Source organism: Gordonia bronchialis DSM 43247 (assembly GCF_000024785.1).
Lineage (GTDB): Bacteria > Actinomycetota > Actinomycetes > Mycobacteriales > Mycobacteriaceae > Gordonia > Gordonia bronchialis.
Genome location: NC_013441.1, coordinates 2,977,490 through 3,004,173, shown reverse-complemented (window position 1 = coordinate 3,004,173; position 26,684 = coordinate 2,977,490). Strand labels below are relative to the sequence as shown.

The window sequence follows — 26,684 nt, the reverse complement described above, 5'->3', positions numbered from 1 at the left end:
ACCGATGAGCGAGCTGGAGCACGACGGCGTCGACGAGGAGGTCGACGAGGAGAACGACGAGATCGCCCTCGATGACGCGTCACTGCGCTCGGCGCTCGAAGCGGTTCTGCTCGTCGTCGACACCCCGGCGACCACCGACGAACTCGCCACCGCGGTCGACCAGGACAAGCGTCGCGTGCAGGACATGCTCAACAGCATGTCGTCGGACCTGACGGCATCGGGCAGCGGGATCGATCTCAGATTCGCCGGTGACGGCTGGCGGTTCTACACCCGTGCTGAGTACGCCCCGTACGTGGAGCGGCTGCTGCTCGACGGCGCCCGCTCCAAACTCACCCGGGCCGCGCTCGAGACCCTCGCGGTCATCGCCTACCGCCAGCCGGTCTCGCGTGCCCGTGTGTCGGCCATCCGGGGGGTGAATGTGGACGGCGTGATCCGCACCCTGGTGGCCCGGGGCCTCATCAACGAGGTCGGCACGGACCCGCAGACCACCGCGACCACCTATGGGACCACCGAACTGTTCCTCGAACGCCTCGGGCTCGCCTCCCTCGACGAACTCCCCGATCTGGCGCCGCTGCTGCCCGACATCGACCTCATTGATGACCTCGACGAGGAACTCCTGGCGGATCCGCGATTCGCCAAACTGGGGCGTCAGGCGTCAGACTCGAAGGAAGAATCCATCAACCCCCAGGACTGAGACATGCCAACCGCTGGCCGAGACGGCGCACCGGGACCCCGCAAGCGGACCGGAAAAGCCCAGAAGAAGCGCACCGACCAACCCGCTGCGCGACAATCCCCCAAGAAAACGCACCGCAAGGGGCAGTCCAAGGACACCGGCCGCGGCCGCACCGCATCGAAGCCGGATGTCGAAACCGGCCGGGTACGCCTGAACAACGCCCGTCCGGCCCGTCATCAGACCGCGGTCGACCCGGCCGACTCGGGCGCGACCTACGTCGCCGACGGTGTGCGGCTGCAAAAGGTGCTCGCCCAGGCCGGCGTCGCATCACGCCGCGGGGCCGAGGAGATGATCGCGGCCGGTCGAGTGGAGATCGACGGTGAGATCGTCACGGAGCAGGGACTGCGCATCGACCCCGACACCGCGATCATCCGCGTCGACGGGGCGCGCGTCATCATCGACGAGACGCGGCAGTACCTCGCGCTCAACAAACCCAGGGGCTGGCAGTCGACCATGGCCGACGACCAGGGCCGGCCCTGCGTGGGCGACATCGTCGCCGAGCGGGTGATGGCCGGCCAGCGACTCTTCCACGTCGGGCGCCTCGACGCCGACACCGAGGGGTTGCTGTTGCTCACCAACGACGGGGAGCTCGCGCATCGCCTCATGCACCCGTCCTATGAGGTCCCCAAGACCTACCTCGCCACCGTGCGGGGAGAGGTGCCGCGCTCGCTGAGCCGCATGCTGCGCGACGGCGTCGAACTCGACGACGGACCCGTGGCGGTGGACAAGCTGACCATCGTCGATGTGCACGAGGGGCAGTCGCTGCTGCGAATCACGTTGCACGAGGGCCGGAATCGGATCGTGCGCCGCATGATGGACGAGGTCGGGTTCCCGGTCGTCGAGCTCGTGCGCACCCACGTCGGTTCGGTCGCGCTCGGCGAGCAGCGCCCGGGTAGCCTGCGTGTGCTCGGGCGTGACGAGGTCGGCGCGCTGTACAAGGCGGTCGGACTGTGACAGATTCCCCGACGCCCCAGTCGTCGTCGAATGTCGCACCGGTGGAAGAGAATTCACGGGTCGTCGCCATCGACGGCCCCGCCGGGACCGGCAAGTCGACGCTGTCCAAGATGCTGGCCGCGCAGGTCGGCGCCCACTACCTCGACACCGGAGCGATGTACCGTGCAGCGACCCTGGCGGTCCTGGACGCCGATGTCTCGCTGGAGGATTCGCGGGGCATCGAGGCCGCAGTCGCCGACGCCACCATTGAACTGGTCCCCACCGCAGACGGACGCTCCCGCGTGTATCTCGACGGGGTGGACGTGTCCGGTCCGATTCGTACCGACCGGGTGACCGACGCGGTTTCCGCGGTGTCGGCTGTTCCGGCCGTTCGTACCAAACTCGTTGCGCTGCAACGGATGCATGCCGAGGGCGCCTTTGTCGTGGTGGAGGGCCGGGACATCGGCACCGTGGTGTTCCCCGACGCTGACGTGAAGATCTTCCTGACCGCGAGCCCGCAGGCGCGGGCACAGCGCCGCCATCAGCAGAATTTGGGAGCCGGTCGCGACAGCGACTTCGAGGCCGTGCTGGCCAGTGTCAACCGGCGCGATCATCTCGATTCGACGCGAGCGGTGTCGCCGTTGCGTGCCGCACCGGACGCCGTCGTCGTCGACACCAGTGACCTGTCCATCGACGAGGTGCTCAGCACGCTGACGGCGCTCGTCAACGACCGGATCGGAGTTCAGCGGTGACCGACAATCTGGACGGCGATCTCGCCGCACTACCCGGTGACGGCACCTGGTCGGACGAATCCGATTGGGAACTGGGGCAAGCGGACGGATTCGACGGTGCCGCCGACGTCGAGCACATGCCGGTGCTCGCGATCGTCGGACGGCCCAACGTCGGTAAATCCACTTTGGTCAACCGCATCCTGGGCCGTCGTGAGGCCGTGGTCGAGGACATCCCCGGGGTCACCCGCGACCGTGTGTCGTATGCGGCGAGCTGGTCGGGGCGACGGTTCACCGTCGTCGACACCGGCGGCTGGGAACCCGACGCCAAGGGACTGCAGCAGGCGGTGGCGGCGCAGGCCGAACTCGCCATGCGCACCGCGGATGCCATCGTGCTCGTCGTCGACGCGACAGTGGGCGCGACCGCGACCGACGAGGCGGTGGCCCGTGTGCTGCGCCGCTCGAAGACGCCGGTCATCCTTGCCGCCAACAAGGTCGACAGTGAGCGACTCGAAGCCGAGGCCGCTTCGCTGTGGTCGCTGGGACTGGGGGAGCCGTTCACGGTGTCCGCGGCGCACGGTCGTGGCGCCGGTGACCTGCTCGACGTCATCCTCGAGAAGCTGCCCGAGACCCCGCGTGAGGGTCCGGCCCTGGGTGGCCCCCGGCGCGTGGCACTGGTCGGAAAACCGAATGTCGGCAAGAGTTCGTTGCTGAACAAGTTGGCCGGCGCGGAGCGGTCGGTGGTCGACAACGTCGCGGGCACCACGGTCGACCCGGTGGATGAACTCATCGAATTGGACGGCAAGACCTGGCAATTCGTCGACACCGCCGGATTGCGCCGCAAGGTGCGCACGGCCAGCGGGCACGAGTACTACGCGTCGCTGCGCACGCGGGCGGCGCTCGACGCGGCCGAGGTGGCCATCCTGCTGATCGACGCCTCGGAACCGATCACCGAACAGGACCTGCGGGTGCTGTCACTGATCATCGACAGCGGCCGGGCGCTGATCATCGCCTTCAACAAGTGGGACCTCGTTGACGAGGACCGCCGGTATCAGCTCGACAAGGAGATCGACCGCGAACTGGCCCGCGTGCCGTGGGCCTCACGCGTCAACATCTCCGCGTCCACGGGCCGAGCGGTGCACAAGCTGGTTCCCGCACTGGAATCCGCGCTCGACTCCTGGGACAAGCGGATCTCCACCGGGCCACTGAACAATTGGCTCAAGGACGTGATCGCGGCCAATCCGCCACCGCTGCGGGGCGGACGCCAGCCGCGGGTGCTGTTCGCCACCCAGGCCGCCACCCGGCCACCGACGTTCGTGCTGTTCACCACCGGGTTCCTGGAGGCGGGATATCGCCGCTTCCTCGAGCGGCGGTTGCGTGAAGAGTTCAACTTCGACGGCTCGCCCGTCCGGATCAACGTGCGGGTGCGCGACAAACGCGAGCGCCGCAAGCGCTGAGTCCGACGCCGCGCTGCCCCAGCAACGCTCCCTGAGGTGTGAGGAGCGTTCGCGACGAGTCTCGAAGCAGACAGTGAGACAACAGCTTTGGCGACCACCATGGAGTTGTGTCACCAGCCGCTGGGCAGTGATAACTACCGACGTGTCCGCACGGGTCGTCCTCAGTGCACACCGAGGGCATATTGCCCTCGGCGGCACGTGAGAACGAACGTTCCGGACACGACTGTCCTCGGCACTCAATTCGGTTGTCCCGGCGCCGGTATTGCGGCAGCATGGCGGACGTGATCGTGACGCTGAGGACGCCCATCGGGCGTGAGGAGGTCGTCGGCGTGCGCGCCGACACCGTGTGAACAAGCTGCTCCGCAGGCGCAGGCAACGCACATCAGGCGGCCCGCGCCAGCTCTCGCATACCCTTCACACGCACGATTTCCCAGGAGTTCTCCCATGCATGCGCTCACCGAGTCGCAGATCCGCAAATCCCTCGTCAACGCCTCCATGCGTGAACGCAACGCGTTGACGCTGCCAGCCGATTTCCCGTCCCTTGACTTCGATGACCTCGACTTCCTCGGCTGGCGCGATCCCAAACTCCCACTCGTCGGCTACCTGGTGGTGCCGGTCGACGATCGGCTCGTCGGCATCATGATGCGCCAGGGTGCCCGCCAGCCGCGCACCCGTCCGCAGTGCTCGTTCTGCGAGGACGTTCAGTTGCCCAACGAGGTCACCTTCTTCAGCGCCAAGCGTGCCGGTGCCGCCGGACGTAAAGGCGACACCGTGGGCACTTTGCTCTGTGCCGGTTTCCAGTGCTGCGCCAACGTCCGCGTCCGACCGTCGGCCATCTTCGCCGGTGACAACCCGGAGGCCGTGCGTCAACGGCGTATCGACGCGCTGCGCGCGCATGTGGAGGGTTTCGCGAGGCGGATCCTCGGCTGAGGTGGCCTCCGCTATGCTCGCTTGGTGCTCATCTTGGGAATCATCGTGTTCGGCATGGTCATTGGTGCACTTGCCCAGCTCATCGTCGGCGGCAAGAACATGTGGAACATCGACTGGGGACTGGCTATCGTCGCCGGACTCGTCGGTTCATTCGTCGGCGGACTGCTGATCAGCCTGCTGGCCGGTGACGGCCTCAACTTCCGGCCCAGCGGCATCATCGGGTCGCTGGTGGGTGCGCTCATCGTGACCGTCGGTTGGATCTGGTATAAGAAGCGGTCCTCGACCGCCGCCTGACCGACGGCCCGGCCGCACTACCAGCGATCGTCTGACCAGGCGATTGGATTGCGGACGGGATCGTCGGCTAGGCTCTTGAACGCCCCTCACGGGGCAACGGGCTGTGGCGCAGTTTGGTAGCGCACCTGACTGGGGGTCAGGTGGTCGCAGGTTCAAATCCTGTCAGCCCGACAAGTGACCCCGCCGGCAACGGTGGGGTTTCGTGTTTGCAGCGTCGTGATTCAGACACACGTTGGACGCATTGGCGTCCGAGGCCCCGGTGCCCACCAAGCCGACTGTCCGTCACGGGTCTTCCGGCTCCATCGCATCTGTGGCGCTGAGGCGGATCGGGCCCTTGACCTCGGTCGCCACCACCGGCACGCCCGTCTGTGTCACGCGGATGACGCCTCGCTCCGACAGGTCGTCCGCGATCTCGCGCACCAGCGGCATCAGCGGACGCCACTGCTCGCCGCCCACAATGCGGGCGACCTCACTCGGACACAGCGTCTTCGGCGCGCGGGCGTGTGCCATCGCGCGGATCGCGCTCTCGATGCGGGTGCGCCGCCCCTCGTCCGACGGGTCCTCCCACCACGGCTCGCCGCGCTCACCGAGAGCCACCTTGGCGTCGCGCACCCTCGGTCGCGCCGTGTCCGGGTCCGACCGCACCGCCCGCCGGGCGTCCATCAACTCGTCCACCAGCTGCCGGCGCAACGATTCGGGGATCGCGGGGTCCGTCGCCCGCCAGCGCCGGCCGTCGACGACGATGTACCGTCCGTCCGCTGTCGCCTCCGGCTCGCCCATGTCTCCACCGTAATCATCGTCGGGCCGCCGTCGCCGAACCCGCGGATGTAGTGGTGGCTGTGTTCGGGTCCGCGGACAGCTCTGGCTCGGCAATCGCGCCCACCGACCGGCTCGCAGACAGATGTGCCCGTGCGGCACAGTTGTTGATCATGGGCACGCTCACCGGAGACTCGTCGTTCACGGTCGCCACCTTCAATGTCAACGGGATCCGGGCGGCACGTCGTCGGGGATTCGACCGCTGGCTGGCGGCCCGGTCGCCGGACGTGGTCGCGCTGCAGGAGCTGCGGTGCCCGGCGTCGGAGGTGAACCGTCCTGGATCGGATAGAGACCTGGTTCAGGCCACCTCCGCCACGGAGGCGACGCTGTCACGATAGCGCGTCTCGTACTCGACGGGTGAGCAGTAGCCCAGGGAGGAGTGCAGCCTCTCGGCGTTGAACCAGTGCACGTAGGCGGCGGTCTCTCGTTCGACCTCGCCGCGGTCCTTCCAGGCGCGGCCGGTGTCGATCAGTTCGGTCTTGTACAAGCCGATCGCCGACTCCATGAGCGCGTTGTCGAGCGCATCGCCGACCGATCCTATGGATCCGGTGATGTTGGCCTCGGTCAGCGCAGCGGTGAATGCCAACGATGTGTACTGACTGCCCGCATCGCTGTGATGAACCAAACCGGTTGCGGTGAAGTCGAATCCGGATCGGCGGCGGGCGAACAACGCTTGCTCGACAACACTCGTCACCAACGGTGTGTGCTTGCTCGCCATGACTCGCCACCCGAGGATGCGTCGCGAAAACACATCCACGAGGAACGCGACGTAGACAAACCCCGCCAATGTCCACACATACGTGAAGTCGGCCACCCACCACTGATCCGGATGTGTCGGTGTATCCCATTGTCGTTCAACATGATCAGGGAATCGTGGCGCCCTATCGTCTCGGTGGGTCGTGGTGGTGCGATGGCTGCCGCGTACAGCACCGGAGATGCCGCAGATCCCCATCAGCCGGCCGACCTGATCACGACCCATCACGTGACCGGCGCGCCACATCGTGTGATACATCTTGCGCACCCCGTACACACCGCGGTTCTTCTCGAACTGCTGGTAGACGGCATGAGCGGCGTAGGCCTCCTCGAGCATCGCTGCCGAGACCAGGCCACGCTGCTTGTGGGCATAGTAGGTGGATGGGGCAATCTGCATTCCGTACTCGGTGAGTACCCGGCAGATCGGATCGACCCCGAACCTGTCCCTGTGATCGTCGATGTACTCGACGATCAACGAAGTCGGCGGTCGATCTCCGCCGCGGCGAAAAACGCCGACGCCGTCTTCAAAATCTCATTGGCTCTGCGCAATTCGGAATTCTCACGACGCAGCTCACGCACCTGGGCATCCAACTCCCCACTGGTCGTACTCACCCCCGAGGAGACCACCGGCGTGTCCTTCTCGATCCAGTTACGCAGCGTCGCCTGATTGATATCGAGCATCTCGGCGACATGCCGGCGCGCCGCCGACTTCGACCCGCCCACCTCGCCGAGCCGATCCTGATACATCCGCACGGCACGCTCACGCGTCTCCTGGTCAAACTTCCGTGGTGCTCCCATAACAGCATTCTCCTGGTGAGATCACGGTCTCCACCAGACCCAGGACGGTTCAGAGGTGGGTGTGATCGCCGGATACCAGGCTGCGGTGGACGTGGGATCGGTGGCCGGACGCAACGGTGTCGCCGTCCTGACGAGAACGCCCGCCGTCGCCGTACGAACCTGGGTCACGCACCGGCCGCGGGCACGTGGGCTGGGTGAGTTCGCGGCGCATGGGCGCTACATCGAGGTCGACCTCGGCGACCGCCCGGTGACCGTGGCGTGTCTCTATCTTCCGAAGGGCGGGCTCCCCGCGCACCTCCAGCGTCCGGGATCGATGCGCGAACAGCCCGACGGTGGGGCGAAGTATCAACGCAAGCAGCGATTTCTGAGTGCCTTCGCGCGCGAGTTGGACCGCAACCGGCTCGCTGCGCTGCGTGCCGGTCGTGAGTATCTTCTCGTCGGAGACCTCAACCTCGCCCACACGCAGCACGACGTGACCAACTGGCGGGCGGCCCGCAAGATGGACGGGTTTCTTCCCGAAGACCGCGCCTGGTTCGACTCGATCCTCGGGTCACGTCGGCTCGTCGACGTGGTGCGGCGAGTACATGGTGATCAACCTGGTCCGCTCACGTGGTGGAGTTGGGCAGGGGAGTCGTTCACCAAAAACGTGGGCTGGCGCGTGGACCACCAGCTCGCGACACCCAGACTTGCCGCGGCCGCCACGGAAGTGATTGTGGACAAAGAGCTTTCGGCGACCGAGCGGCTGTCCGACCATGCCCCGCTCGTCGTGACCTACCGGGATCACTGACTGCGCTGCGCGCGAGGGGTGGTCCGGTCGATATGGGGCCGGTAATCAATCCTCGCCGTATGCTGGGGCGATGCAGATTCACGAGGTGTTCGACGGGGTTGCGACCGCCTTCGAGGTGATCGGCGTGCTCGCCATGATCGTCGGATTCGTGGTGGCCTTCATCGTCGCCGGACGTCGTGCACTGCAACGGGATTCGAGTGCGTTCACCGTTCTGCGCAACGCTCTCGGCGGCGCCATTCTGCTCGGGCTGGAGATCCTTGTCGCCGCCGACCTGATCAGGACCATCACGTCGAAGCCCTCTCTGACCGACGTCGGTGTACTCGCGATCATCGTGCTGCTGCGAACGGTACTGAGCATGTCGATTCAGATCGAGGTCGAGGGAGCGCTCCCGTGGCGCCGGGCGCTGCGGTCCGGCGCCACGGTGATGGCCCAGGCCGTATCCGCCGAAACCGACGCGAAGCGCGCCGGCTCGGCCTCGTGAGCTGTCACTCGCGGCGAAGGGCGGCAACGATGGCCACAACCCCGAGCGCGCCGAGTGCGGCGAGTCCCGCCCCCATCATCATCGAACCCGCCGCGCCGGGGCCGCCCACCACGACGAGGGTGCCGACCAGCGCCGACGAGATGGCGTTCGCGATGAGTTCGGCCGTGCCCACCCCCGCCGCGGCTTTCGAGCCCTCGACGGGATCGTCGGTGCTGCGCATCGCCGCCACGCTCAGGTGGGGGAAGGCCAGACCCACACCGGCTCCGGCGAGAATGAGGCCGACCACCCAGACCACGGGAATCCATGCCGCGGTGACGTGCTGCGTCGCGGCATAGACAGCGAGGCCGACCGTCACGAACACCGGTCCGAGGATCATAAGCCGTCTGCCGATCCGCTCGCTGTCGACGCTTGCGCTGAAGAGCTGCACCACACTCCAGCCGATCGACACCGTCGCGCCGAAGACACCTGCGACCAGCGGTGTCATCCCGGCGAGATCCTGGCCGAATTTCGGCAGGAAGATCTCGGCCATCGCTGCGGCGCTGAGGATGCCGAGGACGATGTAGAACCACTTCAGCGGGTTGCCACGCTGATAGGTGATGTGCGGCAACACCGGCGACGACGCGCGGCTGTCCACCAGGATGAATCCGCCGACCAGCGCGGCACCGGCCGCGAGCGCAACAGCGGTCGGCCCGCCGACCGGAACGATGGCCGCGATGCTGAACGCCGTGGCCGCGAGAACCAGCATGACGAGAGACGTCGCCGGCAGCCTCCCGAAGTCGTCGGACTCCGAACTGCCCCTGGGCAATGCGCGAGTGGACAGCACCCCGAGCACCACCGCCACGGCCGCCAGCAACCAGAAGGCACCGCGCCAGAAGCCGATCTGGGCGAAGAATCCGCCCGTTGTTGGTCCGAGGAGAGTGCCAACCCCCCACATCGCCGAGACGAGACCGGTGGCACGGGTCCACAAGTGTTCGGGGAGTGCGTCGCGAATGACGGCATAGCCGAGTCCGGCGAGGAGTCCGCCACCGAGTCCCTGGAGCACCCGCGCGGCAAGGAGGAGTTCCATCGTCGGGGTGAGTGCGGCGGCGAGAGATCCGGCCGCAAACAGCAGAAAGGCCGTCAGGTAGGCACGTGCGGCACCCATCGCGGCGAGAGTGCGGGCGACCAGCATCGAGGCGAGCACCGAGGCGACCATGAAAGTGGTTGTCACCCAAGCGAAGTACTGATCGCCACCGATGTCAGCGATGGTGGAGGGGAGGAGCGCTGCCGTGACGAAGGTGTTCATGGCGTACACGGCGATACCGCCCGCCAGAACGAGTGAGGCCGTGGCGTGGTCGGCGCCAAAGAGTTCGCGCCAGCTGCCAACCGGTCTGCCGAGCGGCGTCTCGGTCTCGGAAGTTCCTGTTGCTCTTGTGTCTTCAGCGGTCATGTGGGCTACGCTAGAACCTGAACTTAAGTTGAGGTCAAGCATGAATGAGATCAAGCCTGTCCCGACCGATCTGCTGACCGTCGGAGAGGTTGCACGCCGGACCGGAGTTGCGGTGTCTGCCTTGCACTTCTACGAGCGGGAAGGGCTGATCAGCTCGACCCGGACCTCGGGCGGTCAACGCCGATTCGCCCGCCACGTGATCCGACGCGTATCGGTGATCCAGGTGGCCAAGCGCATGGGTATCCCGCTGGCCGAGGTGGCCGAGGTCTTCGCCGACCTCCCGCAGGACCGGATGCCGTCCAAGACCGACTGGCGGCGCATCGGCGAGCGATGGCGCGGACGACTCGAGGCCCGACGTAAAGAGATCGAGCGGATGGAGGAGGAATTGGTCGAGTGCATCGGCTGTGGTTGCGTGTCGCTGCGCAGCTGTCGCGTCCTCAATCCCGATGACGAACTGGGATCTGCCGGCGCGGGGCCCCGACTACTGCCCGCAATCGACCCCGGCGACGTGGACTGAGGTCGCGCGGCCGGCCACGCGCGCAGGGTGCCGTGTGTCGTTCAGATCGTGCACAACGGCGGCCGGGCTGCCGAGATGTGCCCATAGGCTGGATGTATGGACTCGCAGCAGTGGCTGGCCGACTTCCGTGTCGCGGCACACCGACGTTCGCAGAGAGCCCAGCCCGACTGGGCCGGCGGCACCGATCTCACACCCGCGGTGGTGCTCAGCCTCCAGCGGTTCCAGGTCGGGGAGAGCGGGGATGGCGCCCACCTCATCGCGAAGGCCGACCTTAGCGGCGACACCGACTACGCCGCGGCGGTCCGCCTCTTCGTCGCCGAAGAGCAGAACCATGCGCGAATGCTGGCCGCGTTGCTCCGCGCCGGCGGTCACGGCACCGTTGACCGGCATTGGTCCGACACCGTCTTCGTTCATCTGCGACGACTGCTCGGGCTCCGGCTCGAAGTGATGATCCTGGCGATCGCCGAAGTGATCGCACTGCGGTACTACCGGGCGCTGGCCGAGGGCGAAGATCGCCTGCTCACCGACGTCGCCGAACGAATCCTCGACGACGAGCACCGCCATGTCCCGTTCCAGATCGATTGTCTCCGAGAACGATTCGGGCACCATCCGGCCGCGGTTCGACATGTACTCGTATATCTGTGGCGCACCGCGGCCCTGGTGGTGACGGTGGTTGTCGGGCTAGACCACGGGCCGGCGTTGCGCGACCTCGCAGTCTCACGGCGCCGGTTCATCATCGACACCTGGAGACTGTTCGTCGTGGTGTCCGATGCCGTACTCGATTCCGCGCCACCGGCGGGTTCGGTGCGTCGCCCAACGAGTCGACGACCGATCTCCTGATCACCCCGGTGGGGCTACACGTTCTCGATCTGGAGTCACATCCACTTGCTGTCGATCGTGTTCGCCCTCCTCGTGGTGTGGAAGGGCGCCGCCAGGACCATTAATCCGCGACGCCTGCTCATCGACCTCGAAGTCGCGTTCGCCGGCGCGGCGGTGTGGATTCTGGTGTCGGCACCCGAATGGACCTGGGTGACCCCGATCGTCCTGATCGTCATGACGGTGGTCCTGCTCGACGCGGCCCGGATCGCCGCGCGGCCGGCCGACGACTCTGCGCCGCCGTGGCTCACGGTCCTGACCTCGTGTCCTCGTCGGTGTCTACGCGGCCTGGGCAACGGCAGCCGTCTTCCAGAACTGGGCAGCCGCGATCGGTGCCGACCTCGCTGATCCGCAGTCACTGGGCTGGCAGGTGGCCATTCTCCTCGCGTGCGCCGTGGTCGGGCTGGCCGTCACCACCGCAGTCGGGTCCGTGCTCGTCGCCTACCCACTCACGCTGGTCTGGGCCTTCGTCGGGATCATCGTGGCCGCGCAGGGGAGACGACGGCCGTCGTCGGCATCGCGGTCGGGACGATCGTGGCGCTGGTCGTCACCACTGCGGCGATCGCGGTCCTGCGGCGTCGGAGGGTTACGCCGTCGCCGTTTGCGGCCGGGTGGGAAGCCGAGCCACGATCGGGCGATCGTCGGCGCGGGGTATCCCGGAGTGAATGATTCTGGCACTCGCCCGGACCCTTACTGCACCATCCGACGGGCTACGTTTCCCTGTCCACAGCGGTGAGCGCGTAAACGTCAGCGAGTACGAGGTTCGCGATGATGGGGTGACCAACTCGATCGGGGGACTTATGAGCGCAACCAACGATGTCACCAAGGGGTTCGACTCGACACAATCGACTGAGGTGTCACTGGGTCTGGCCATGTCCGAGCATGTGCGCATGTGGCGAGACGGGGAACCAGTGTTGATGAAGATCAAGTCGCACACGGACTGCGACGATCTCGAACAGGTGTTGTGTTCGGGGGCGGTATCCACCCGTCGGTACGGCCGTGCGCACTATCGCGAGGTCGCGAGCTTCGATTCGTCGACGTCAATGATCTGCGTAGGAATCACCAGTCGTTTCTCGCATGCGAGCGAGTCGACCATCGGCAGGGGTTTGTTCATCCAACTCGGTCCCGTACGACGCGGCGGGCTGTACGACGGGTGCTGGGAGGACGTGGAGCAGTACATTATTCGGGCGGCAGAGGGTGCGCAGGCGAGGGGTGAGGTGGTGGTCGGCCGAGGACCGAACCCGGGAAAGGGTGAACCGGCTGTCCTGATCAGTACTTCAACTGTCAACGCGTGGACATATTCAGTGATCTCGGCTTCTCCGGCGCCCACGGTCGGCAGCTGGGGCGAAACGTCTGCAGCCAACGATCGCGCGACACTCGTGGCGACACTGTCGGCGACCTCACGAATCGAGGCGGCGACGCTGACCACCGCCGCGCTGCGTGAGTGGGAAATCGAACCTTTCAATGTCGCAATCGGATTCGTTGTCCCGATCGAACTCATGATCCACCCTGAGAACGTTCGCATCGAGGTGTGACGCGGAGTGGTCCACCTCGCTCCTCACACGTCAGGGATCGGAATCAAGTGGTCCATCGCAGGCGCCGGTTCAGTTGTTGAGTCCGAGGTGCGTTTCGAGGAGTGCGGCGAGCCGGGTCTCGACGACGGAGTCGGGGTTGATGGTCTGACGGAGCTGGAGGCGGGCGAGTTCGCGGACCTGTTGGTCGATCGCGCCTTGTTCAGTGGGCAGCGCTGATCGTCCGGTGTCCATGTCGGGAACATCGGTTGTCGGGTCGTCGGTCGTCGGCCCATTGCCAGGTGGGCCGTGGATTTCGGCGCGTACCTGCGCGAGGTGTTTGGTGAATCCGGCGGCCAGGTCGGGGGTGCGGTTGACCCGTTCGGGGTTGGGTGGTGCGCCGGGGCGGGTGTTGAGGGTCCAGCCGCAGCGTCCGCGGTCGGGGCCGTCGCCGATCATGCGGGTGGTGTATTGGCCGGGGTTGGGTCCGACCATCCGATTGTGTTTGGGACACGCGCCGGTCATGTCGATGATGTCGGTGAGTCCGCCGTCGGCCCAGTCCAGTTGGGCGTGATGCAGTTCCAGATACGCCGCCGGCTGATCACAGCCGTGGGCGGAACAGACGTGTCCGTCGGGGCGGGCGAAGTTGACCATGCGTTGGGCTTGGGTGGCGAACCGTTTGCCTTTCCCGAAGAACAGGGGGATCGGGGTGGCGTCCTCGAACACCGCCAACCACGGCTGTGCCTGCGCGGCCAACCGGATGACATCGGTCATCGGTAGCAGGGTGTTGGTGGCGGTGACACCGTACCCGGTCTCGGCGATCAGATCGCTCAGGTCGGCTTTGATGATCAACTGCACCGGCAGACCGCGGTGGGTGGTGCCCAGCGTCCCGTCGGCAAACATGGCTTCCAGGGCCGCATCGAGGGCGTCGTGGTTGCGTTGGGTGGGGGTGCGGTAGTCACGGCAGGCGGCGTCGGCGACGTGGTCGGCATCAGCGTTCTCGTAGGCCCCGTTCGGCGCGTCGGGATCGTCGGGGTTGTTGAGGCCGGGTTGGCCGAACACGGCCATCATCATCGACAGTCGGGCCGCCAATTCCGGGGTAAGGGTGCCCGACAGATGCGAGGTCCCATCAGTACGCGGTTTGCCGATCCACACTCCGCGGCGCCGCGCCCGATCAGCATCACCGGTCAGCGACCCGTCCGGATCGAGATGGCCCAACAGGCGTTGACCGGCCATCGCGATCTCGGCAGGCGCGAACTCGGTGGCGATGTCGACCATCTGCCGCTCGGCCGCGGTCTTCTTGTCGAAGGGGACCGACGCGGGGATCTGGTCGAGCACATCGAGCACCGTGGTGATGTGCCCGGTGCCGACGGTGCCGGCGGCGAACGCCTCGGCGAGCACCGGAAACCTCGGTTCGGTGGTGTCGCCGGTCAACGATCGTTGAGTGGCGGTGGCCGCCAGTTGGGTGCGGCGGCGTTGCGGGTTGGAGATCCGCAGACGATGGTTGAAGAAGTTCGGCACCGAGCGGTAGCCCATCTGCCGCGGCAGATCCCGCGCGGTGATCTCCACCAGTTGCCGGTCACCGGCGTAGGTCAATCGGGTGATGGCTTGTTCGTGCGCGTTGGCGGCAGCGATGAGGTCATCGTCGGAGCAGGCGGTGAGGTCCACCTGCTGGAGTTCGTCGGTGAGGGCGTGGAGTTGGGCGATCAGGTCGGTGAGCTGTGGTGGTAATGGTGGCTGGTCGCTCACTGTGGTCACCCCCCTTGTGTCGAACTGGTGTTCTTCGAACCTACTTTCGATGTTAGATCGGTTTGTCGGATTGTGCAACCTCTGATTTTGTCGAGTGCTCTCACGGTGGTGGTTGCGTGGATCGGGTGTGTCGTCAGGGCTTCGAGGCTTGTGACTAGCGCTCCTCACACCTCAGCCGGCGAAAGGGGGACGTCGGGGGACAGGTCAGCCGGCGTAGGGGCACCTAGTAATGGGTTGAGGGATTGGAAGCCAGCGACATCCTCCTGTTTTGGTTGATGTCGGGCTTGGTGTCCCAGAACCAAAACTAGGAGGATGTCAGTGTCTAATCGTAGTCGGTTGAGTCGTGGTGACAACCGCCGTAATGCCCGGATCAAGCGGTTACGTGAGATCGTGCCTCACGACAACGTGAATCGCCCCGGGTTTGCTGGAGGCTCGGTTAGTTGGTTCCGGCCTCTGCTGGGACCGGGTTCTCACGGTAGCTGGTGACCGTGTGGGCCGCCCAGTAGGCGGCCTCGTACTCGACCGGCGGGACGTGTCCGATCTCGCCGTGCAGACGGCGGTGGTTGAACCACTCGATGTACTCGGCGACCGCGATCTCGACGTCGCCGACACCGCCCCACCCGCTCTTCGGGCGCATGATCGGGTTGCGGATACATTCCGCCTTGAATAACGAGTTGAACGCCTCGGCCATCGCGTTGTCATACGAATCACCCTTGGAGCCAACCGAAGTCACCGCTTCAGCTTCGGCGAGACGCTCGGTGTAACGAATCGCTCGATACTGCACTCCGCGGTCCGAGTGGTGAATCAGTCCGGCCACATCCTGGCCGGCACGATCACGCGCCCACAATCCCATGTCTAAGGCGTCCAATGCGAGGTCGGTGTGCATCGTGGTCGAGACCTGCCAGCCGACGACCACGCGCGAGTACACGTCGAGGATGAACGCCGCGTACACCCACCCGGAGTGGGTGCGGATGTAGGTCAGGTCCGCCACCCACAAGGTGTTCGGCGCCTCGGCGGTGAACTGCCGGCCGACTCGGTCGGCCGGTTGCGGGGTTTCGGCGCCATCGCTGCGGGTGGTCCTGCGTGTCTTCAACCTCGGTATCCCTTGCAGTCCATCGGCTTTCATCAATCGTTCGACAGTGCAGCGCGCCACGTCGATATCCTTTCTGCGTAGTTCGGCGTGGACCTTGCGGGCACCGTAGACGCCGAGATTGTCGGCGTGCACGGTGCGGATCTCGCCGAGCATCTCCCGGTCACGCACCGTGCGTGGCGCCTCGGTCTTGTTCGCACTCAGGTGGGCTCGTACCGTGGACGGAGCGATCTGGGCGGCCGTGTCGCGTAGGGCCGCGCAGATCGGATCGACTCCGTGTTCGTCGCGAGAAGCGGCGACGAACTCCACGATCAACGCTGTGGGCGGTCGATCTCCGCGGCAAAAAAAGCCGACGCCTGCTTCAAGATCGTGTTCGCCCGCCGCAGCTCGCGGTTCTCCCGCTCGAGCTGCGCGATCCGCTCGGAATCGCTGCTCGTGGTACCCGGCCGCTGCCCGCCATCGATTTCGGCTTGCTTGACCCAGGTGCGTAGCGCCTCCGGGTGCACACCGAGTTGATCGCCGATCCGTTTGAACGCTCCCGGCCGTGTGGCCGGGTCCTTGCGGGCTTCCACCGCCATCCGCGTCGCTCGCTCCTTCAGCTCAATGCTGTACTTCCGAGGTGCTGCCATGCTCTCCATCCTTCACAGGTTCGAGAGCCTCCGACGAACCCGGGGCGGTTCAAAGCACCTGGGGAACAACCCGCGGCTGAGCATGAGCAGTCCCACCCTCGCGCGACCAAAGCTCGAATGAAGACTGTCGGGAACAACCCGATTGACCGCTAGGTAGAGCACGCGCAGGGCACCCCGGACCCCGGCAACCCAACAACCCCCAGCACCCAACTGCGGCAAACAGATTCCTTGTCAGCAGTCGAACATACACGCCCACACACCGAAAACCAGCCCTTGACAACCAACCCCATAGACTGCTCAGCCGACGTCGGGTCGGGGAACTTCCTACCGAACGTCGAGTCCGGTGGGCACCTCATCGTGCAGACGTCGGGCGATCTCGTCGAGTATCTCGTCCACGTCGGCTTCGTTGCTGCCCGGATAGTCCGCGACGAACGTGCGTAGCCGCTCGCGTTGGGCCTCGAGGAGACGATCCGCCTCTGCGCTCCCGGCCGACGTGATCCTCGCGATTCCGCCGTCGATGGTCACCATGCCGCGGCCGCGAGCCTCTCGGCGGTGTCTTCGACGATGGGCAGCGGTGTGCCGGACACCGAGACCATGGTGGCGAAATCCCGCGTCGTCTCCTCGGCCACCCGGCTGACCATCCACGCCTCCCCGCGGGACAGCGGACTGCCGGCGGTGGCGACGACCATCTCCCAGATGCGCAGTCGGTCTTCGGCCCAGCGTGCGCCAGACCTGCAACCGCAACTCCTCCAGAGATGTTCGTGCAGAAGGTATTCCGAAGGATTCGCTGGGTTCGGGAATGCGGGTGACGGTGCGCAACTCGACCTCGGGTAGCAACCACGAGAGGCCGAAGGCGAGGAGCCCGATGGGGACCGCGACGAGGAACACGGTCTGAAAGGCGTCGGTGAAGCCGTCCAACCGTGATTGGACGACCGGCGGGCACGAGGGCAGGCTCAGCGTGGAGGCCTCGAGCACTTCCGCCGAGCACGGCCCGACCGCCGCGGGCGGGACGCCGGCGGACAGGTGGGAATCGAGTTGGCTGTTGAAGACGGCGCCGAAGACGGCCACACCGACCGATGACCCGATGGTGCGGAAGAACGTCGCCCCACTCGTCCCCGTCCCGAGATCGCGATAGTCGACGGCGTTCTGAACGTCTTGATCTCGGCTCTCTCACCGAGTCGGGAAATACGCCACCGCTGCGCCGTGTTGGCTACCGACATGAGTGATCAACCAGAACTGAGCCCGACCGACTGGGTACGTGACCAGACCGCAAAGATCCTGGAACAGGGCACCACCGACGGCGTTCAGGTGCTCGACCGTCCGATCGTCCTGTTCACGACGACCGGCGCGAAATCCGGCAAGAAGCGCTATGTACCGCTGATGCGGGTCGAGGAGAACGGCAAATACGCCATGGTCGCCTCCAAGGGCGGCGCACCCGAGCATCCAGCCTGGTATCACAACGTGAAGGCTCACCCGCAGGTCACCGTGCAGGACGGCGATAGCGTCGTCGAACTCACCGCCCGCGAGGTCGACGGGGACGAGCGGGCGCACTGGTGGGAGCTCGCGGTCGCCGCCTTCCCGCCCTACGGGGAGTATCAGACCAAGACCGATCGGCAGATCCCGGTTTTCGTCCTCGAGTGATCAGGCGATCCACACCGTCTTGATGTTGCAGAACTCGCGGATGCCGTGAGCGGTGAGTTCGCGCCCGTAACCGGATCGCTTGACCCCGCCGAAACCGAGTTCCGGGTATGAGGTGGTCATTCCGTTGATGAACACCTGCCCGGATTCGATCTCGTCGATGAAGCGGTCCTGTTCGCCGGCGTCGGTGGTCCACGCATTGCCGCCCAGGCCGAAGGTGGAGTCGTTGGCGAGGGTGATCGCGGCGTCGATGTCATCGACCCGATAGAGCGCGGCCACCGGCCCGAAGGCCTCGGCCGAGTACAACTCCATATCCGGGGTGATGTCGGCGATTACGGTGGGCTCGTAGAACCATCCGGGCCGGTCGATGCGGTGGCCGCCGATCAACACGGTGGCACCGTCGGCGACTGCGCCGTCGACGAGCTTCTCGAGATCGTCACGTCCCTGTTCGGTGGCCAGCGGGCCGACATCGGTTGCCTCGTCTGTGGGATCGCCGACGACGAGCTCCCGAAATCCGTCGACGAATGCTGCGGTGAATTCGTCGTACACGTCGGTATGAACGATGAATCGCTTTGCCGCGATGCAGGATTGGCCGTTGTTCTGCACCCTGGCGGTGACGGCGGTCTTGGCGGCCGCAGCGATATCCGCGCTGGGCATGACGATGAACGGGTCGCTCCCGCCGAGTTCGAGCACGGTGTGTTTGACCTCGTCACCGGCCACAGCGGCCACCGCGCGGCCCGCCGGCTCGCTGCCGGTCAGGGTGGCGGCCACTACCCGCGGATCGCGCACGATCGCCTCGACCATCGACGACCCGATGAGCAAGGTCTGAAAACAGCCGTCCGGAAATCCCGCACGGCGCAGCACATCTGAGATGTAGAGCGCGGACTGCGGGACGTTGGACGCGTGTTTGAGGACACCGACGTTACCGGCCATCAGGGCCGGTGCGATGAACCGGACGGCCTGCCACAACGGGAAGTTCCACGGCATCACCGCAAGTACCACGCCGAGGGGCTGATATCGCATGTAGGCCTTGCTCGCGCCCACGGCGTCGGCATCGGCGGGCTCGTCGGCGAGCATCGCGGCACCGTGCTCGGCGTAGTGCCGAAATGCGCGGGCGCACTTGAGGGTTTCGGCCTTCGCAGCGGCCAGGGTCTTGCCCATCTCCTGAGTCATCATGGCCGCGACCGTGTCGGCCTCGGCCTCGAGCAGATCCGCGGTGGCGCGTAACCATCCGGCGCGCTGCTCGAAGGTCGTCTTGCGGTAGTCGGTGAAACATCGCGCCGCTCGATCGAGGGCCGCGTCGACCTCGTCCTCGGTGAGCGAGTCGAATTCGCGAATGGTCGTGCCGGTGGTCGGATCGATGGTGGCGATGGCCATGTCCATGCCCCTTCTGTCGTGGTCGGCTGGTGCGCACCCCTTCTTCCACGAGTACCACTCGCGGCCTCGGACGGCAGCGACGCCGGTCAGGCGTCTGCGCCCGTCGCGGCGCCGATCAACGGTGCCAATGCGTCGGCGACGATCCGGTATGCCACGTCCTCCTCCGGGTGCACAGCTGGGAAGAAGTAGAACCCGTGCGGCATTCCGGCCGGGAAGTACGACGTCACGGATGTACCGGCCTGGTCGAGTCGGTCGGCAAAGGCTCGCGCCGAGTCGATGATGGGATCGTGGGTGCCGGTGGCTATCACGGTCGGCGGATAACCGGCGAGATCACCGTCGATGGGACTCGCGTAGGGGTGATCCCACGGTGTCGTCGGCAGATACGCGCCGCGGATGAAACCGGTGAAGGCGGTGTCGTAGACGATGCCGCGCGGGGCCTGTTCGACGAACGACGGCCAGCGCTCGAAACGAAAGTCGACCATCGCCCCGAGCAGGACCACCGCATCGGGCCGACGCACGCCATCATCCTTGCAGCGCAACGGCAATGCTGCGGCGAAGTTCGACCCGGCCGAATCGCCGGCCACCGCCACGAAGTGGGCATCGCCGCCGACCCGCGAGGCGTTGTCGAACACCCAGCGCAGAACGTCGTAGGCATCGTCGAGCGGTACCGGGAACGGAAACTCCGGAGCCGACCGGTAATTCGCCGAGATCACCAGTGCACGATTGAGATGGGCGATCTTGCGGGTCAGGAAGTCGCAGTCGTCGGACGAGCCGACCGTGAATCCGCCACCGTGTTAGTAGACCACCACGGGTAGCAATTCGTCGGGGTCGATCCCCGCCGGACGGTACAGCTCGCAGCGGGCGACCCCGTCCCGGACGGGGATGTACACCGTTGTCACCTGCACGTCGGGCACCGCCGTCGCACCGGACGCGGGCACCAGCGAGGGATCGGGTTGATGCCCGTCGCCGATGTAACCGCTGCGTACCGGCGCGATCATCAGGTCACGCAGGGCCACGGGCTGCCGGTTATTGGCTATCACCCGATACATGGGCATGGCGGGGTCGTCGTGCGCGACATAGCTCAACCCGTCGATGACGACGGGGGCTGTCACATCCACTGAGCCGGTGGGTTCTCGAGGAGAGCGGGGTCGACCACGGATCGATTATCGCAACGAGCGGCACCGGCAGCGGTGGAATCGGCCGAATCCGGCGTCCGATCCGGCAGGCGTCCGACCCGGCCGGACCGCACGTTCTCAGGGATCGAGCTGATCGACGTAGGCGCCCTGCCAGACCGTGTCGAAGGGGGTGTGCGCCGCGACGCGTCCGGCGATGGCGGCGGTGGTGAAGTCCTTGGCGAAGGCAACCGCATCGGCGACAACCACCCCCTTGGCGAGTTCGGCGGTGATCGCGGCGGCCAGCGTGCATCCGGCGCCGGAGACGCGTTCGGTCCCCACCTTGGGGGCACGCAGGACCGTCACCTCGTCGCCGTCGAACAACACGTCCACGGCGTCGTCACCGGGGAGATCCACCCCGCCCTTGGCGATCACGTACCGCGGACCGAGATCGGCGATCCGGCGGGCGGCGTCGGCGAGCTGATCGACGGTGGTGATCTCGTCGACACCGGCCAGCGTCTTCGTCTCGAAGAGATTGGGCGTTACGACGGTTGCGAGCGGCAGGACCTTCTCCCGCAGCGCGGTGTCGGTGTCGAGGGCCGCGCCCGGCTCCTGGCCCTTGCAGATGAGAACCGGGTCGAGGACCACGTGCCGCCAGCTGCGGGCCGCCAGCGCATCAGCGACCACGTCGATGGTGTCCGGGGTACCCAGCATGCCGACCTTCACGACATCGAGGTCGTGGGTGGCGGTGGCCGCCTCGATCTGGTCGGCGATCACCGTCGGCTCGATCGGGACGAAGCGGTGCGTCCACCCGTGCTGGGGATCAAAGGACACGATGCACGTGATGGTGCCGACCCCGTAGACACCGAGTTCCTGGAAGGTTTTCAGGTCTGCCTGCAGACCGGCGCCCCCGGTGGCCTCGGAACCGGCGATGACGTATGCGAAATCAACCACGTCACCGAGGGTACGTTGGGTGTCTTCGGACACCAGCATCGGTATCTGGCCGGATCAGCCCCGCACTCCGGATTGCCGGGCCTATCATCGGTCGGTCGGGCCACTGCATGCACCCAGTGAATCGAGACGATCATGTGGCACGTCGGCCCCGTATCCGCTTACCGTCGCGTTGTGAGCGTGCTGTTCGCGGCGGTGTTGTTGACCGTCGGCCTCGCCGCCTGTGGATCGTCAGACGATGAGGCGACGGGAACCTCGGCGTCGGATGCGCGAGTGTCGGTCCCGCCGGAACCCGTGTTCACCCCGGTCGTCGGGGAGGTGATGTTCGCACCCACTCCGTTTGTGGGTTCGGACGGGCGCCGGCATCTGGTGTACGAGATCGCATTGACCAACTTCACCGCCGCACCGGTCACACTCGGCGGTCTGCGCGTTCTCGACGCCTCGTCGAGAACGCCCGTCCTCGAACTCTCTTCCGGCGGCCTGGCCGCCCGGACCAAACCGGTGGGAGGTCCGGAAGGTGGCTCGGCACCGGGTGCGCCCGAAGGGTATTCGAACATCCTGCGCGGCGGGCAGAACGGCATCGTGTTCGTGCACATCGTCATCAGTGCGGGCGCGCAGGTGCCCACCACGCTCGTCCACGAACTCGACGTCGTGGCCCAGGCCGCGCCGCCCGGCTCGAATCGGATGACCGAGACACTTGCGCAGGCGAGGGTGGGTAGCGGTGATGTGCCGGTATTGGCTCCGCCCCTGTCCGGCGCGAATTACCTTGCGGCCGACGCCTGTTGCGACGCCATGCGGCACACGCATGCGGTGCTGCCGGTGAACGGTTCGCCATATCTGGCGCAGCGATACGCGGTGGACTGGGAGCAGGCCGACGACCAGGGCCGCATCTTCGTCGGTGACCCGAAGAACCCGGCGAGCTACCGGATCTTCGGCGACGACGCGCTCGCTGTCGCCGACGGGGTGGTGGTGGCGAGCCGCAACGATCTGCCCGAACAGACGCCGGGGGAGTATCCGCAGGGCATCGCGCTCGCTGACGCCGACGGCAACAATCTGGTGCTTGACATCGGCAACGGCTTCTTCGTGAACCCTCTTGCCGGTGATGCAGCGGCGCGCCGAGCGGCGCTTCGCGGGCCGCACCCTGTCGCTGGAGGAGTCCTCGACCATCGTCGACCGACGCGTCGATCCGCACGGATGAGGGAGAAGCAGTTCCGATGACCGGCTGGACCACGTTCCCCGCAGGCTTCCTGTGGGGCGGTGCGACTGCCGCCAATCAGATCGAGGGAGCCTTCGACGCGGACGGCAAAGGGCTCTCGATCCAGGATGTCCTGCCCCGCGGCATCCTCGAACCCCGCACCGCCACACCGACTCCGGACAACCTCAAGCAGATCGCAATCGACTTCTATCACCGCTACGCCCAGGACATCGCGCTGTTCGCCGAGATGGGTTTCACGGTGTTCCGGTTCTCCATCGCGTGGAGCCGCATCTTCCCCAACGGCGACGACGCCGAACCGAACGAGGCCGGCCTTGCCTTCTACGATCGGGTACTCGACGAACTCGAGCGACACGGCATCACCCCACTGGTGACCATCTCCCACTACGAGACACCCCTGGCGATCGCCGAGCGCTATGACGGCTGGGTCTCGCGCGAGGTCATCGGACTCTTCGAGCGGTATGTGCGTGTGCTGTTCGCCCGCTACGGCCACCGCGTCCGATACTGGTTGACGTTCAACGAGATCAATTCGGTGCTGCACGCTCCGTTCCTGTCCGGCGGTATCAACACCGCACCCGAAAAGCTGTCGCCGAGCGACCTCTACCAAGCGATCCACCACGAACTCGTGGCGAGCGCGCTGGCCACCCGCATCGCGCATGAGACCGATCCGGACATCCGGGTCGGCTGCATGGTGCTCGGGGTTCCGGTCTATCCGTTGACACCCGCCCCGGCCGACGTCGAGGCAGCGCTGCACACCGACCACGCCAACCTCATGTTCTCCGACGTCCATGTGCGCGGACGTTATCCCGGCTATGCGGAAAGGTACTTCCGGGACAACGGGATTCGACTGCACATCACCGACGACGACCGAGAGCTGCTGGCCGCGAACACCGTCGACTTCGTGTCGTTCAGCTACTACATGAGCGTGTGCGAGACCGCCGACGAGACCCGTCGAACAGCCCGGGAGGCAAACCTGATGGGTGGTGTGCCCAACCCGTACCTGGCCTCCTCGGCCTGGGGTTGGCAGGTCGATCCCACCGGTCTGCGCATCGTCCTCAACCAGTTCTGGGACCGCTGGAACAAACCGCTGTTCATCGTGGAGAACGGCCTCGGCGCACATGATGAGGTGGTCGAGGGTCCCGGCGGCCCCACCGTGCTCGACGACTACCGGATCGAGTATCTGCGCGATCACCTCGTCGAGGTCGGTGAGGCGATCGCCGACGGGGTGCACGTTCTGGGCTACTGCTCCTGGGGACCCATCGATCTGGTCAGCGCCTCCACCGCGCAGATGTCCAAGCGCTACGGTTTCATTCACGTCGACCGAAACGACGACGGCACCGGAACGCTGCGGCGTACCCGCAAGAAGTCGTTCCACTGGTATGCCGGCGTCATCGCGACCAACGGAGCAAGCCTGCGGTCCTGACGCCTGCGGTGCGACACTACGGGTATGCCACGCCGCGGTGAACCGCTCCACAAACTCGGCTTCCTGACCATCGGCCGATTCTCCGAAGACCATCCGCGGGACGGCCATCTGGAAACTCTGCGCATGATCGAACGCGCCGAGGATCTCGGCTTCGACTCGGTCTGGGTACGTCATCGTCATCTGCAGTTCGGGATCTCCTCGCCGGTCGCGGTTCTGGCTGCGGCCGCCGTCCGGACCAGCCGCATCGAGCTCGGCACCGCCGTCATCCCGCTCGGGCTGGAGAATCCGTTGCGTCTCGCCGAGGACCTCGCGACCGTCGACGTGCTGAGCGATGGGCGCCTCAATCCGGGTGTCTCGGTGGGCGTTCCGATGCGCTACGACGATTTCAAGCTCGCTCTGTACCCCGAGACCCACGACGTCGAGAACTTCTCCAAGGACAGGGTGGCGCGTCTGCTGGACCACCTGCGGGGTGTCCCGGTCAGTTCCTTCGAGGGCACCGTCGGAATCGAGTCCTTCTCGCGGCGGGTCCAGCCACATTCGCCCGGGCTGGCCGGCCGTGTCTGGTACGGCGGGGGCCGGAGTTCGGCACGATGGGCGGGACAGCAGGGGATCAACTATCTGACGTCGTCGGTGGTGACCATCGAAGGCACCGAGTCGCGGGACTTCGCGACGATCCAGGGTGAGCACATCGACGAATATCTGGCCCACCACCCGGATCCGACGCGAGCGCGGGTGTCCCAGGGGTTGGTGGTGATCCCCACCGATCGCGCGACCCCCGAGCAGGTCCGCAAGTACGAGGCCTACGCCGAGTCCAGACTGGCCCGCACACGCACCCCGCAGGGGCCGCGGGGCATGCTCTTCTCGCCCGACTATGTGGGTCCCTCCGATCAGCTCGCCGAGCGGCTGTACGCGCATACCGGCTTTCAGCGGGCCGGCGAGGTGGCGTTCGCGCTTCCGTTCAGCTTCGACGAATCCGACTACATCCAGATCGTCACCGACATCGCGGAGCGACTGGGCCCGGCGCTGGGATGGCCTCGGTGACGGGTCACTGGCATGCCCGCATCCGTCGGGATCGGGCCCGACGCGACGATGTCAGCCCCGCCGCAACGACCGCAGGCGGGTGTCGGGGTACACGCGTTGTGCCAGAGCCAGTTTGGCGTCGATGGCGCGACGGCGGGCGGTGGGGGAGAACCCGCCCGCGGCCGGCCGGTCCGGAATGGTGTCGCCACCTTCTACGAGGGTCCACGCCGACCCGGCATCGAGCAGCGAGCGGTGCTTGGTGGAGTAGTACACCGGCATCGGAACGATAGCGATTCCCGAATCGCCTGCGGCAGCGGCCATCAGGTGCGGATGGAATCGGGTGGTGATCCAGGTGTTCGCCTTTCCGGCCGGCAATCCGTGGCGCCACAGTTCCCGGAACGGGATGACGGCCGCACCGTCGAGACGCGAACCCAGCCGGTGGGGAACCTCGTAATCGTGTCCGGGAATGCCTTCGACGACAGTCACATCGGAACCCGGGACGTCCCAGGCGTCGAGCGTGGATCGGACGAAGTCGGTGAGCGCCTCGACACCGGTGGAGGCCGGCCCGCGGAACTGGTCGGTCAGATCCGATTGCAGGCAGAGCACCACGCCGCGGCCGGGGCTACGTGTCCCGATCCGGCGGTAGAGCTCCGAGACCGGCCGATGCAACGCCAACCAGGCGTCGTCGCCCGAGGCGCTTGCCCCGACACCGGGTGCCCCGGCCAGGGCATCGGCGGAGGCGGTATCGCGGACGTCGAAGACGGTGAAGTCCCGGGCCGCGTCGAGCAGTGCGGTCCAGCCCGGCTCGTCGAGTCGCGGGATGAGTCCCTGGCCGCTCGCCACCGCGGCGGCGCCGGTCTGGCGGGCCACCGCCGCGATCGCGCTGACAGGTGAAACATGGTGCGGCCACACACTGTTCACATATCCGCCGCCGAGCAGATGGATCGTCGACGCCCGATTGAGGATCTCGATGCCCTCGCTCAGGCGTGGCGCCCGGCCCGGATCGGCGGCCGTCCGGGCCACCCACTCCCACGGCCGCGTGGGGTCCGGCTTGTGCTCGTCGTCGCTCGCCGGCGCATTTGCGGCGAATTCGGTGAGTTGCCAGAGCGTGTTGGTGAAGATGACTTTCGGATGCGCGTCGCGCAGTAGCAGGGAGGCCTGTCCGGGCGAGTGGCTGTCGAGCACCACGGTGGTGCGTGGACGTACGCGTGCCAGGTATCGCAGCCACGTGCGAGCGATGAGTTCGTCGCCGTAGTTGGGATAACCGGTCGGCGCGACGAGATAGATGACCTCACCGATACCGAGCGACCGTGCCAGAGAAGAATCGGTGGCCCGGCGTGCGGCGGCACCGCCGGCCCGCCACGCGAGTTCGGGGATCGACATGCGCTGAGATTACGGTGCGCGGGACCTCGCGCGCACCGCTGGGTCATCACGGGCGG

The 26,684-nt window shown here is 66.3% G+C and carries 27 protein-coding genes, 1 tRNA gene, 2 pseudogenes and 2 other annotated features; of the genes and pseudogenes, 18 read left to right on the top strand and 12 right to left on the bottom strand.

All coding sequences use genetic code 11. The annotated features are described in order from the left end of the window. Positions 1-4 precede the first annotated feature (4 nt). The 7 genes from scpB (at position 5) to GBRO_RS13960 (ending at position 5,246) form a co-directional block, all read left to right on the top strand. Positions 5-694 (top strand): SMC-Scp complex subunit ScpB, encoded by a 690-nt coding sequence (scpB, locus tag GBRO_RS13990; protein WP_012834549.1) that lies wholly within the window; start codon positions 5-7, stop codon positions 692-694. Between the two features lie 3 nt (positions 695-697). Then, complete coding sequence (locus GBRO_RS13985; RefSeq protein WP_012834548.1) at positions 698-1,687, top strand: pseudouridine synthase; 990 nt, start codon at positions 698-700, stop codon at positions 1,685-1,687. Then, positions 1,684-2,418, top strand: coding sequence for a (d)CMP kinase (cmk, locus tag GBRO_RS13980; RefSeq protein ID WP_012834547.1), 735 nt, complete (start codon positions 1,684-1,686; stop codon positions 2,416-2,418). The genes GBRO_RS13985 and cmk overlap by 4 nt, the downstream gene beginning before the upstream one ends. Continuing rightward, complete coding sequence (gene der, locus GBRO_RS13975; RefSeq protein ID WP_012834546.1) at positions 2,415-3,851, top strand: ribosome biogenesis GTPase Der; 1,437 nt, start codon at positions 2,415-2,417, stop codon at positions 3,849-3,851. Before cmk ends, der begins: the two co-directional genes overlap by 4 nt. Before the next feature lie 444 nt (positions 3,852-4,295). Further along, positions 4,296-4,781, top strand: a complete 486-nt coding sequence (locus GBRO_RS13970; RefSeq protein ID WP_012834545.1) for an FBP domain-containing protein — start codon at positions 4,296-4,298, stop codon at positions 4,779-4,781. Between the two features lie 24 nt (positions 4,782-4,805). Further along, entirely contained in the window at positions 4,806-5,075 is a 270-nt protein-coding gene (locus tag GBRO_RS13965; protein WP_012834544.1) for a GlsB/YeaQ/YmgE family stress response membrane protein, read from the top strand. Between the two features lie 97 nt (positions 5,076-5,172). Beyond that, positions 5,173-5,246: transfer RNA gene (locus tag GBRO_RS13960), tRNA-Pro, on the top strand. A 111-nt stretch (positions 5,247-5,357) separates the two neighbouring features. Here GBRO_RS13960 and GBRO_RS13955 read toward each other — a convergent pair. Beyond that, positions 5,358-5,855, bottom strand: coding sequence for a DUF3253 domain-containing protein (locus tag GBRO_RS13955; protein WP_012834543.1), 498 nt, complete (start codon positions 5,853-5,855; stop codon positions 5,358-5,360). 13 nt (positions 5,856-5,868) lie between these two features. Beyond that, on the bottom strand, positions 5,869-6,036 hold the full coding sequence (locus GBRO_RS26365) for a hypothetical protein (RefSeq protein WP_169309846.1): 168 nt from the start codon (positions 6,034-6,036) through the stop codon (positions 5,869-5,871). Between GBRO_RS26365 and GBRO_RS27080 the strand changes: the two are divergent. Beyond that, a pseudogene (locus tag GBRO_RS27080) lies at positions 6,005-6,160 on the top strand (endonuclease/exonuclease/phosphatase family protein); the annotation flags it as partial. The gene GBRO_RS26365 and the pseudogene GBRO_RS27080 sit on opposite strands and share 32 nt — an antisense overlap. A 29-nt stretch (positions 6,161-6,189) precedes the next feature. Here GBRO_RS27080 and GBRO_RS13945 read toward each other — a convergent pair. Further along, positions 6,190-7,442, bottom strand: a protein-coding gene (locus GBRO_RS13945) for an IS3 family transposase (RefSeq protein ID WP_085948627.1) whose coding sequence is annotated in 2 segments (ribosomal slippage) — positions 6,190-7,148 and positions 7,148-7,442 — 1,254 coding nt in all. Because the reading frame shifts where the segments join, the coding sequence is not laid out codon by codon here. After that, positions 7,027-7,158 (bottom strand) — a sequence feature (AL1L pseudoknot). Its footprint overlaps the gene before it by 132 nt. A 49-nt stretch (positions 7,443-7,491) precedes the next feature. Between GBRO_RS13945 and GBRO_RS13935 the strand changes: the two are divergent. Both GBRO_RS13935 and GBRO_RS13930 read left to right on the top strand, forming a co-directional pair. Beyond that, positions 7,492-8,229: pseudogene (locus GBRO_RS13935) on the top strand (exodeoxyribonuclease III); the annotation flags it as partial. A 70-nt stretch (positions 8,230-8,299) separates the two neighbouring features. Next, positions 8,300-8,710, top strand: a complete 411-nt coding sequence (locus GBRO_RS13930; protein ID WP_012834542.1) for a DUF1622 domain-containing protein — start codon at positions 8,300-8,302, stop codon at positions 8,708-8,710. A gap of 4 nt (positions 8,711-8,714) precedes the next feature. On the opposite strand, the gene GBRO_RS13925 is transcribed toward GBRO_RS13930, so the two are convergent. Next, positions 8,715-10,139 carry an MFS transporter gene (locus GBRO_RS13925; protein WP_012834541.1) on the bottom strand — a complete coding sequence of 475 codons (1,425 nt, stop codon included), beginning with the start codon at positions 10,137-10,139 and terminating at the stop codon, positions 8,715-8,717. A gap of 40 nt (positions 10,140-10,179) precedes the next feature. On the opposite strand from GBRO_RS13925, the gene soxR reads away from it, so the two are divergent. From soxR to GBRO_RS13905, 4 genes are all read left to right on the top strand, one after another. Then, positions 10,180-10,656: a redox-sensitive transcriptional activator SoxR gene (gene soxR, locus GBRO_RS13920; RefSeq protein WP_012834540.1), complete on the top strand. Its 477-nt coding sequence runs from the start codon at positions 10,180-10,182 to the stop codon at positions 10,654-10,656. 96 nt (positions 10,657-10,752) lie between these two features. Then, positions 10,753-11,496, top strand: coding sequence for a ferritin-like domain-containing protein (locus tag GBRO_RS13915; RefSeq protein ID WP_012834539.1), 744 nt, complete (start codon positions 10,753-10,755; stop codon positions 11,494-11,496). A 57-nt stretch (positions 11,497-11,553) separates the two neighbouring features. After that, on the top strand, positions 11,554-11,880 hold the full coding sequence (locus GBRO_RS27075) for a hypothetical protein (RefSeq protein ID WP_223374273.1): 327 nt from the start codon (positions 11,554-11,556) through the stop codon (positions 11,878-11,880). Between the two features lie 317 nt (positions 11,881-12,197). Then, positions 12,198-13,067: a hypothetical protein gene (locus GBRO_RS13905; protein WP_012834537.1), complete on the top strand. Its 870-nt coding sequence runs from the start codon at positions 12,198-12,200 to the stop codon at positions 13,065-13,067. A gap of 69 nt (positions 13,068-13,136) precedes the next feature. Here the strand turns inward: GBRO_RS13905 and GBRO_RS13900 are convergent, their stop codons facing one another. The 3 genes from GBRO_RS13900 to GBRO_RS25345 all read right to left on the bottom strand — a co-directional run bounded on the left by GBRO_RS13900 (position 13,137) and on the right by GBRO_RS25345 (position 17,579). Continuing rightward, a complete protein-coding gene (locus GBRO_RS13900) occupies positions 13,137-14,792 on the bottom strand; it encodes an HNH endonuclease signature motif containing protein (protein WP_012834536.1) in 1,656 nt (551 codons plus the stop codon). A 436-nt stretch (positions 14,793-15,228) separates the two neighbouring features. Further along, a protein-coding gene (locus GBRO_RS13895; protein WP_370452859.1) for an IS3 family transposase occupies positions 15,229-16,511 on the bottom strand; the annotation gives its coding sequence in 2 pieces (ribosomal slippage) (positions 15,229-16,229 and positions 16,229-16,511; 1,284 coding nt in all). Beyond that, positions 16,105-16,233, bottom strand: a sequence feature (AL1L pseudoknot). It overlaps the preceding gene by 129 nt. A gap of 324 nt (positions 16,512-16,835) precedes the next feature. Next, positions 16,836-17,579: a hypothetical protein gene (locus GBRO_RS25345; RefSeq protein ID WP_223374272.1), complete on the bottom strand. Its 744-nt coding sequence runs from the start codon at positions 17,577-17,579 to the stop codon at positions 16,836-16,838. A gap of 150 nt (positions 17,580-17,729) precedes the next feature. Here GBRO_RS25345 and GBRO_RS13880 point away from each other — a divergent pair, with 150 nt between their 5' ends. Beyond that, positions 17,730-18,152, top strand: a complete 423-nt coding sequence (locus GBRO_RS13880) for a nitroreductase family deazaflavin-dependent oxidoreductase (protein WP_012834535.1) — start codon at positions 17,730-17,732, stop codon at positions 18,150-18,152. Here the strand turns inward: GBRO_RS13880 and GBRO_RS13875 are convergent, their stop codons facing one another. From GBRO_RS13875 to thiD, 4 genes are all read right to left on the bottom strand, one after another. Further along, the gene (locus GBRO_RS13875; protein WP_012834534.1) at positions 18,153-19,526 is read right to left on the bottom strand and encodes an NADP-dependent succinic semialdehyde dehydrogenase; all 1,374 of its coding nucleotides are present in this window, start codon (positions 19,524-19,526) and stop codon (positions 18,153-18,155) included. An 86-nt stretch (positions 19,527-19,612) separates the two neighbouring features. Further along, the gene (locus tag GBRO_RS13870) at positions 19,613-20,263 is read right to left on the bottom strand and encodes an alpha/beta hydrolase (RefSeq protein ID WP_231140568.1); all 651 of its coding nucleotides are present in this window, start codon (positions 20,261-20,263) and stop codon (positions 19,613-19,615) included. A gap of 57 nt (positions 20,264-20,320) precedes the next feature. Then, entirely contained in the window at positions 20,321-20,638 is a 318-nt protein-coding gene (locus tag GBRO_RS27070; RefSeq protein WP_223374271.1) for a hypothetical protein, read from the bottom strand. A gap of 141 nt (positions 20,639-20,779) precedes the next feature. Then, positions 20,780-21,592 (bottom strand): bifunctional hydroxymethylpyrimidine kinase/phosphomethylpyrimidine kinase, encoded by an 813-nt coding sequence (gene thiD / locus GBRO_RS13865; protein WP_041920530.1) that lies wholly within the window; start codon positions 21,590-21,592, stop codon positions 20,780-20,782. Positions 21,593-21,763: 171 nt separating this feature from the next. On the opposite strand from thiD, the gene GBRO_RS13860 reads away from it, so the two are divergent. The 3 genes from GBRO_RS13860 to GBRO_RS13850 are packed head-to-tail and all read left to right on the top strand — an operon-like array spanning position 21,764 to position 25,266. Beyond that, a complete protein-coding gene (locus GBRO_RS13860; protein ID WP_115311704.1) occupies positions 21,764-22,807 on the top strand; it encodes a hypothetical protein in 1,044 nt (347 codons plus the stop codon). Beyond that, positions 22,804-24,225, top strand: coding sequence for a glycoside hydrolase family 1 protein (locus tag GBRO_RS13855; protein ID WP_012834531.1), 1,422 nt, complete (start codon positions 22,804-22,806; stop codon positions 24,223-24,225). The genes GBRO_RS13860 and GBRO_RS13855 overlap by 4 nt, the downstream gene beginning before the upstream one ends. A 24-nt stretch (positions 24,226-24,249) precedes the next feature. After that, positions 24,250-25,266, top strand: a complete 1,017-nt coding sequence (locus GBRO_RS13850; RefSeq protein WP_012834530.1) for an LLM class flavin-dependent oxidoreductase — start codon at positions 24,250-24,252, stop codon at positions 25,264-25,266. 51 nt (positions 25,267-25,317) lie between these two features. On the opposite strand, the gene GBRO_RS13845 is transcribed toward GBRO_RS13850, so the two are convergent. Beyond that, the gene (locus GBRO_RS13845) at positions 25,318-26,628 is read right to left on the bottom strand and encodes a polysaccharide pyruvyl transferase family protein (RefSeq protein WP_012834529.1); all 1,311 of its coding nucleotides are present in this window, start codon (positions 26,626-26,628) and stop codon (positions 25,318-25,320) included. Between the last annotated feature and the right edge of the window lie 56 nt (positions 26,629-26,684).

What these genes read in the sequence shown, in the direction of transcription:
- scpB (WP_012834549.1), top strand. Translation starts at nt 5, where the DNA reads ATGAGCGAGCTGGAGCACGACGGCGTCGACGAGGAGGTCGACGAGGAG.
- GBRO_RS13880 (WP_012834535.1), top strand. Translation starts at nt 17,730, where the DNA reads ATGAGTGATCAACCAGAACTGAGCCCGACCGACTGGGTACGTGACCAG.
- GBRO_RS13850 (WP_012834530.1), top strand. Translation starts at nt 24,250, where the DNA reads ATGCCACGCCGCGGTGAACCGCTCCACAAACTCGGCTTCCTGACCATC.
- soxR (WP_012834540.1), top strand. Translation starts at nt 10,180, where the DNA reads ATGAATGAGATCAAGCCTGTCCCGACCGATCTGCTGACCGTCGGAGAG.
- GBRO_RS13925 (WP_012834541.1), bottom strand. Translation starts at nt 10,139, where the DNA reads ATGACCGCTGAAGACACAAGAGCAACAGGAACTTCCGAGACCGAGACG.
- GBRO_RS13915 (WP_012834539.1), top strand. Translation starts at nt 10,753, where the DNA reads ATGGACTCGCAGCAGTGGCTGGCCGACTTCCGTGTCGCGGCACACCGA.
- GBRO_RS13970 (WP_012834545.1), top strand. Translation starts at nt 4,296, where the DNA reads ATGCATGCGCTCACCGAGTCGCAGATCCGCAAATCCCTCGTCAACGCC.
- GBRO_RS13875 (WP_012834534.1), bottom strand. Translation starts at nt 19,526, where the DNA reads ATGGCCATCGCCACCATCGATCCGACCACCGGCACGACCATTCGCGAA.
- GBRO_RS13855 (WP_012834531.1), top strand. Translation starts at nt 22,804, where the DNA reads ATGACCGGCTGGACCACGTTCCCCGCAGGCTTCCTGTGGGGCGGTGCG.
- GBRO_RS13955 (WP_012834543.1), bottom strand. Translation starts at nt 5,855, where the DNA reads ATGGGCGAGCCGGAGGCGACAGCGGACGGACGGTACATCGTCGTCGAC.
- GBRO_RS13930 (WP_012834542.1), top strand. Translation starts at nt 8,300, where the DNA reads ATGCAGATTCACGAGGTGTTCGACGGGGTTGCGACCGCCTTCGAGGTG.
- GBRO_RS13985 (WP_012834548.1), top strand. Translation starts at nt 698, where the DNA reads ATGCCAACCGCTGGCCGAGACGGCGCACCGGGACCCCGCAAGCGGACC.
- GBRO_RS13845 (WP_012834529.1), bottom strand. Translation starts at nt 26,628, where the DNA reads ATGTCGATCCCCGAACTCGCGTGGCGGGCCGGCGGTGCCGCCGCACGC.
- GBRO_RS13905 (WP_012834537.1), top strand. Translation starts at nt 12,198, where the DNA reads ATGATTCTGGCACTCGCCCGGACCCTTACTGCACCATCCGACGGGCTA.